This window comes from Chitinophaga sp. Ak27, assembly GCF_012726295.1.
Lineage (GTDB): Bacteria > Bacteroidota > Bacteroidia > Chitinophagales > Chitinophagaceae > Chitinophaga.
The window spans coordinates 294512-302033 of record NZ_JABAOB010000011.1; the positions used below are offsets into that span (position 1 = coordinate 294512).

The 7522-nt window shown below is 49.0% G+C and carries 6 protein-coding genes; all 6 read left to right on the forward strand.

Annotated elements, in window-relative coordinates:
* Window position 1: 1 nt before the first annotated feature.
* The 6 genes from HGH90_RS29080 to HGH90_RS29105 are packed head-to-tail and all read left to right on the forward strand — an operon-like array spanning window position 2 to window position 7354.
* Window positions 2-2062, forward strand: a complete 2061-nt coding sequence (locus HGH90_RS29080) for a hypothetical protein (RefSeq protein WP_168765457.1) — start codon at window positions 2-4, stop codon at window positions 2060-2062.
* Between the two features lie 4 nt (window positions 2063-2066).
* A complete protein-coding gene (locus tag HGH90_RS29085; RefSeq protein ID WP_168765458.1) occupies window positions 2067-2219 on the forward strand; it encodes a hypothetical protein in 153 nt (50 codons plus the stop codon).
* Window positions 2216-2491, forward strand: coding sequence for a hypothetical protein (locus HGH90_RS29090; protein WP_168765459.1), 276 nt, complete (start codon window positions 2216-2218; stop codon window positions 2489-2491). Before HGH90_RS29085 ends, HGH90_RS29090 begins: the two co-directional genes overlap by 4 nt.
* Window positions 2481-3218 (forward strand): hypothetical protein, encoded by a 738-nt coding sequence (locus tag HGH90_RS29095; protein ID WP_168765460.1) that lies wholly within the window; start codon window positions 2481-2483, stop codon window positions 3216-3218. Before HGH90_RS29090 ends, HGH90_RS29095 begins: the two co-directional genes overlap by 11 nt.
* Before the next feature lie 14 nt (window positions 3219-3232).
* Complete coding sequence (locus HGH90_RS29100; protein ID WP_169192543.1) at window positions 3233-4801, forward strand: M15 family metallopeptidase; 1569 nt, start codon at window positions 3233-3235, stop codon at window positions 4799-4801.
* A gap of 27 nt (window positions 4802-4828) precedes the next feature.
* Window positions 4829-7354 (forward strand): glycoside hydrolase family protein, encoded by a 2526-nt coding sequence (locus tag HGH90_RS29105; protein WP_168765462.1) that lies wholly within the window; start codon window positions 4829-4831, stop codon window positions 7352-7354.
* Window positions 7355-7522 lie beyond the last annotated feature (168 nt).

Sequence of the window (7522 nt, forward strand, 5' to 3'; positions counted from 1 at the left end):
TATGAGCCTGGCTATTTTACATTGGGAATCGGCAGACAACCATAGCTATCATTTTAAGATAGATATCGGTACCAACGAATATTACCAGTTCAAGATAGGCAAACAAATTGTTACCAGGGCCGGGATCCAATGGGTAGATGATATTTCGAAGGTGACGCCTTTCCAGCGAAAAAAGAAGCTCACTTTCCTGGGAGACAGTGAAGAAGAAATAGCGCTACCCAAAAAGTATTTTGACCGCGAAAACTGCCTCATACAGCTGTGCAGCGCAAAAGACAGCAATGGCAGGGCGCCGGCGGTTTCAAAAGTGATCAGGATACCTGTTGCCATGCAACAGATCAACACAATGCACTTTAACCTCTCCTCATCAGCAAGTACTATGATGGACACTACAGATTTCAACCCCGTAAGGAATATAACCGCCGAACAACAGTCGCTGTCACAGCAAACCTCCATAGAGGATATTCTTGGGGGGCTTGTAAGAGCGGTGCTGCCGGCAGCCATCAGCTACCTGAATCCGCAAACCACTACCGCTGCGCCGGGGAGTGGTACTACGGGTGCTAACAGCAATAGCAACACCAACATGCTCACCAACCTGCTTGGCGCCGTACTGCGTGCTGTAGCGCCATCCATACCAGGGTTCAGCGGGCAACAATCTATAAGCTATGCCGCCGGCAGCGATAACCGCTTCGGCAATTATAGCGATGGTCAGCCCGATAACAACCAGTTCTCGAAGCCTTTTGTATTTGGCATCGATGATGCACTCCTGGCCAGTATGGCTGGTCCTATTATCCAGCAAGGTTTACAGCTACTGCCGCAACTCGTCAACGCCGCTAACCAGCATAAACTACAAACACTACAAGCCAACAATCAGCTGATGAGCACACTGGCCGGCGATGTACAACGCAGGCTGATGATGCAGCAATTGATGCAGAACCAACCTGCTGCGGGAGCTGCACCCAATATCAATCCTGCTGTGCTGGCACAGTTACTGGCGCAGTTACAGAACGTACAGCCCCAGCCTGCTCCTGCTCCAGCCCCGGCTGCCGCACAGTCCCTTTCCCTGGACAATGGCGTTTATTCGCTCAGCAACGGGGTAATACTTACTTTTGAGTCGCTGAAACTTACGCCACACAATGGCAAAGATGTATTGCTGCTGCAACAGTCCGATAAAATTGTCTTCAAAATAAAACTAAATGTAAGTTCATCTCCCAAAAATCCCTTACCACGGGCAATCTATACTTTTTACTTCAAAGATCCGGCTACCAAACAACTCCTCCTGGAAAAAACATTCCGGAAAAAAGATATTGTAGCCAATACTATTATGGAGTTTGAATTCCTGAAAAATGAAATCGGTAGTATTCCCCTGAACAGGAATATCGAAATATTCGCAGAAATGCGCTGGAAAACATCCGGAGAAAAAGTATATAAAGCAATAGGCAACACGACGGCGGTATTTGTACAGCGCTATTTCGTGCAAAGCCAGGGAGACGCCGTTTCCGGCGAAAAAGAACTGACAGACATGAAGGTTTACCGGTCCTTCTGGAACAAAGTATGGCAGTCGCCCTCCCTGGGAAAGTCAAAATCACTCTGGGAACTGAATGTCGACGCCAGGTACACCGTATCGCTTTCCGCCGATCATACATCTAACGGCATCACCCCTACGAAGCTGTCTATTGACGAAAAGGACAAAGAAAGCCTCACCGATACAACTTCAGGCAGGATGAAGGCGGGAATTGAGCTAAGTATCGCCGAGCTTAACAAATTGCTCGGCGGCTGGGATGGAAACACCCCATTGGAAGATGAACAGCTCAGCGCCATCCGGAACACAGAATTTGCAAAATCCAATGCAGCGGAAATGATCTATAACATTAAGCTAAGAGGCAGAACCTACGAGCAGGGCATGGTATGGGTAGTACCGGTATTTAAGCTTTTCGAGATCACGTTGGGCAAAGTGGAATCACTCAGCCCCGAAGGGTACGTGAGTCAGACGACCAACACCAAAGTAAAATTTCCATTACCTGTAAGTATCAGGATATTGGGTATCAAATCAAATAATCAATAAGCATATGGACTATCCTTATATATACGGCTTGTCCGACGACGACAGCAGCGAAGCTAAGCAGGACGATGCTGCAGAAGCCTACAAATTTGAGGGCTTTGAAATTGAAGTAAATGTGAAAGTGGTATTGAACCCGGTTACAAAAATAAAAGTATCATGATAGATGAAGCATTTATCTCCTTCCGGGAAATCGTGGACAAACTATTGGACATCCCGGGGGACTTTACCGATGAGGAAAATGGCGTTCATTCCTACATCTACGAAATAGAAATAGGAACGCCAGTAGAGCTGGATGTAAGTGTAGATGAAAATGGTAAGGTAACCATAGGCAGCATCCCGCCGTTGTACCGGGTGGATACCAGTTTCCTCCCCTCTTATCATAGTGTTACGATAAAAGCTGAAAAATATATCGCACCTGAACATGGCGAATGACAACAAATACTGGAATCTTGAAGACTTTGTCGACTCGCTGGTCGTAGAGCTGGATAAAACCCGCGAAACGCTGGCCATCAAAGCTATCAATAAACCGCTGACCTACACAGTGAAAGACCTGGCTATCGATCTCAACATCTTCCCCACATTCGATGGAGATACCATCAGGTTTATTACCGCACAACCAGGACAGCAGGGAGCTTCTAAAGTAAATATCCAGTTGGGGTCCATTACCGACCAACAGGTGCGGGCTACTACCAAAATTTCCGGATTGAAGAATGATACCAAGATAGAAGACATAGGCGTAGATGAGAAAACACGCAACAAATTACGTAAGATGGGCGTCAATTCTGTAGATGACCTGCAACAGGTAGAAAAAAGGCAGGTAGACATACAACGCGCATCGGACAACGAAATTGATTACAAAACACTCGCTAACCAGATCCAGAAATCCAGGAGGAACATGACGCCTCCAAAAGTAAATGGGGTAAGCCTCTCGCTGGATGACAACAAGCGTCCGTACCTCCATGTAAAAGGCGAAAACTTCACCCTTGACCCGCGGTATCCACCGGTAACGGTGATCAACAACCAGCTGGCAGAAGTGATGGAGTTTAATACCCATGAAGTGAAAATATTGCTGGATAAACAACATATCACACAAAATGAATCAGAGCTGATCATGACATTTGATCCTTATACGCTGGTAAAAATGAATATCCGGATCTAAAATGCTAACCGTATATGAAGAAGAAACAAATACCTTACACCTGCTACGATGATGTGCTGAGCAGCTACTATGGCTGTCATCATCGACCAAACAGGAAGAAAAGGAAGACATTAACGATGAGTTTCGATAATGGTGAAATTCTCCCCGGGAAAGACAGCGAACCTTTCCAGGAGTATATCGTGGCAAGCTCCCTGGATAAGGACGGGGATGTTTTTGATGAATACGTGGTGCAATCTTATTCCGTCGCAGAAGACAACAATAGTGAGGAATATGTAGTGCAATCATTTTCGTATAGTGATGATAGTTACGAATCGCCCTACCAGGGAACCGACTTCATATCTACTTCTTCCACGGTAAGCCAGAACCAGGACCTGCAAACCGATGTACTGGATCCCCTATCTACTGAAAAAGCCGCAGACGTTCCTTCTTCCGACAAACCGGATACAGATGCGCTGATCAACGATATTAAAGGGCTGCAACAACAAAATCCTCCCTCCAATAGCGCCCCTGCCGATAACAGCGGCTCATTGTCGTCGAGGGAAGAAGAAATCGTGAACGATCTACAGGCTATACTTTCCGGTAAAAAGGTGTATGATCCTGCGTCAAAGAAAACTGTCAACCGGGAAGATATTGGTAAACAACAATCTGTTGAGGACAGTAAACCTGCACCGGCGCCCGATCCTGGCGCTAAAAACGAACATGCTATCTTTGACCGCATCGCGCAAAATATGAAGTATGCCAATGCTTACAATCTCGGCACCATACAGGTAGATACAGAAGAATTGAATAATCGCTTCAATGAATTCGATAAAGTACCGACAGCACCGGCCAAACGGCCAGCCGCTCCAGCTCCGCCGGCAGCACCGGCGCCTGCCCCGGTAAGCCAGCAGGAAGACTTTGACCCCACCGAATTCATACGCGACCTCGACGAAATGCGCAAGCAGGGCCAGGGTCAACCTGTAGCTACCGTTGAAGCGCAGCCCGCGCCCAGCACGCAAATGAGCCCTCCCGGCGCTACTGCAACGGACTTCCCTCCCAGGCCCACCAACTTACGGCCATTGCATGCGCCCGAGCGCGCCGCTGAATTTGGCACCTTCGCCTATGTGGCAGATCCTGCCACCTTCAATGGCGATGGTATCCGCGTAACAGATAATTGGGTACACGATAATATCATGAGTGTCAGCATACCCCAGTTGAATGGCAAACAGGCAAACGGGCACCCTATACAACATGGCACCATCCTCTTCCACCGGGCGGGAGCCGACAGGCTGCAACGCCTCTGGGCAGCGTGGGAAGCCGCCGGACTATTGAACAGGGTGCTTTCCTTTGAAGGTGGATATGCCGCGCGCTTTATACGACATACTGAAAGCCGCACTCCAAGGCCACTGAGCAATCACTCCTGGGGCACTGCATTCGACATCAATGCCGCCCAAAATCCATTTGGCCAGGAGCCTGCACAAATGGGCCAGCCAGGCTGCGTAAGGGAACTGGTGACCATTGCCAATCAACATGGTTTTTTCTGGGGAGGTCACTTCAACGGGCATAAAGATGGGATGCATTTTGAACTAGGGAAAGCAATTTAATTTTTTCAGTTATACAATCCGTTTAAAATGGAAAACCGTTTCATCGAAATAGACAGCCAGATAGGCACAAAGCGCAGGCGTAATGGGTATGCCAGTGCTGCATCTATAGTAGATAGATTTGCTAATTCATTTGATGCCGTAGATTATACCGTGCCAGGCCTGGTAGCTCCCTTGCGGCAACCAACCGGCATGGTGTGCTGGGCTACGGTTGCCACGATGATGATCAGCTGGCGGCGGCAGGCCTCTCTCTCTATAGAAACAGCCATGGGCAATATCGGCGCCATGTATCTCACTAAATTCCGAAATAACCAGGGCCTTAGCGCCTCAGAAAAAATACCCTTCCTGACGGCTGCCGGCATGCAGTTCGAATATCCGCAAAGTCTCACTGTTGCCGGTTGGGAGCACCTCTTGCGTAGCTATGGCCCCATATGGGTCACTACTGCGGAAGGCTCCGATGCCCACTTTGGTATACATGCACGTCTCATGACCGCCATCCGCGGTAATGGCAATGCCGACGATACCCAGCTGACCATTGTTGACCCCGCAAGTGGCACCACCTACCAGGAAAAGCTTGCTGACTTCCTGGTGAAATTTGAAAGAGAAGTACGCGTAAGCCAGGCCTGGGATGGCAGGATACAAATCGTACATTTCGCCGCAGGCACCGCTACCACTCATTCGCTATCAGACGATAATTACACGGAAACAATGTCGGCCATTTCCTCAGGAGGCGTAGATCTTATTAAAAGACTGGAAGGATTCAGGGCACAGCGGTACAACGACCAGGCCGGCCACTGTACGATTGGCTACGGTACCTTAATCCATAAAGGTAATTGCAATGGCAGCGATCCTTCTGAGCAACCTTATCTCAGCGGCATTGATGACGCAAGAGCGACAGCATTGCTTACCGCCCGCCTCAATGATTTCCAGCAGGCCATTAACCAACAGGTAACTGTAACGCTGAACCAGAACCAGTTTGATGCCCTGGTGAGCTTTATATACAATATTGGTACTGACAATTTCCGCAGATCCACCTTACGCCGGTTACTTAATCAAGGCAATTACGGCGCCGTTCCAACAGAAATGCGCAAGTGGGTAAAAGTACGGCAGAACGGAGCGCTGGTAGACTCCCAGGGGCTTATCAACCGCCGCAATGCAGAAATAGCGCTGTATAATACGCCGGTATCAGGCGCTGCACAATCGCTTTCCCTGGATTATACCAATTATATGGCCGAAGCCAAACGTTTCTCGGAAGACTTCTCTGTACAGTCAGACTTTATCCAGCAATATGGCCAGAATGCAACAGACAGTATGCGTCAGACACGTGTACCCGCTTCCGTTACCCTGGCGCAGGCTGCGTTGGAATCAGGCTGGGGCAAGCATGCACCCGGCTTCAACTTCTTTGGCATTAAAGCGGGAGCGCATTGGACAGGTGCTACACAACTCTTAACCACTACAGAAGTGCACAGCGATAATGACCGCAGCAGGCACCCTTATCCGGAAGTTATCTCCATAGAACAATTCACCGATAACAACGGTAATGTCAAATACCGGTGGCGGGTAAAAGATACCTTCAGGTCTTACGCCAATGCGGCAGAAAGCTTCGTCGATCATGGCAATTTCCTTGTAAACAACAGCAGGTACCGGCCGGCATTCAGCCATACAGACGACGGGCGGCAGTTTGCGAGGGAGATTGCGCGGGCAGGATATGCTACAGATCCAAATTATGGCGATACCCTTGTGCAGCTTATTGACCGTAACAACCTTACGCGTTTTGATACACCATCAGCACCGGCGTCTTCCGGCAACGGCAGCACCAGCGTGCCGGCTGTGTCGGGAGCGAACAGCAGCACTATCCAGGAATTTGCCAGCGATATCCTTTCCGGCCCCAACAGGGTATCGATTCCCCAGGCGATACGGCAACAACTGGAATATGTGAGGGATCACGGCAACTATACATTGAACGGTACTACCTTCACACCATCACTCCCGCTACTGCAAAGCATCGCGCAAATTATGTACTTCTCACTGGATCATAACAAGACCGCTAACCCGGCCTTCAGTATCCTCAGCTATATACGCCCGGCGTCCTCTCATCACTCCAATGGCACAGCCGTAGATATCAGCCATATTGATGGGAAACGCATAGACGTCCGCAACCAGCAGCAGTGCCTGGATGCCGTAGTGGTGGCCATCAACAACCTGGCACCCGGCGCTTATGCCTTAGGATTACCACGGCCGCCATATGCAGATGGAGCCGGTGCAGAACATGATTTTACCACCTACAACAGGCATATCACGGTGTACAACGATACCCATCCCCCTACCCTGATGACGCAGTACCAGGACCTCCCCACTACAGGCAATTTCTTCCTGCCCAACCGCTGGAACGAACATTCGCCTACCGGCAGCACGGCTACCGACTTAAATCATATCACCAATGAAACATCACGCAATACCCTGCGTACTGCTATCAATAATGCCCAGGGACGAGGGGTAAATATCCGCTACCTGTTTGCGGATGCACTGGATCACCTGCATATCCAGGCGCTGTAAATATTGACCGGGGGCTAACTACATCATTATAGCCCCAGGTTGGGGCTGACCAAAAAGTAAAATAAGGCTTTTTGGTCGGCCTTTTTTTTAAGTGATAAATTTTCAGCTTTTAGATCTTGATTTGATTGTCGGGATGTTTAAATGTCTAAAAGTGTGATTTTAGGACAG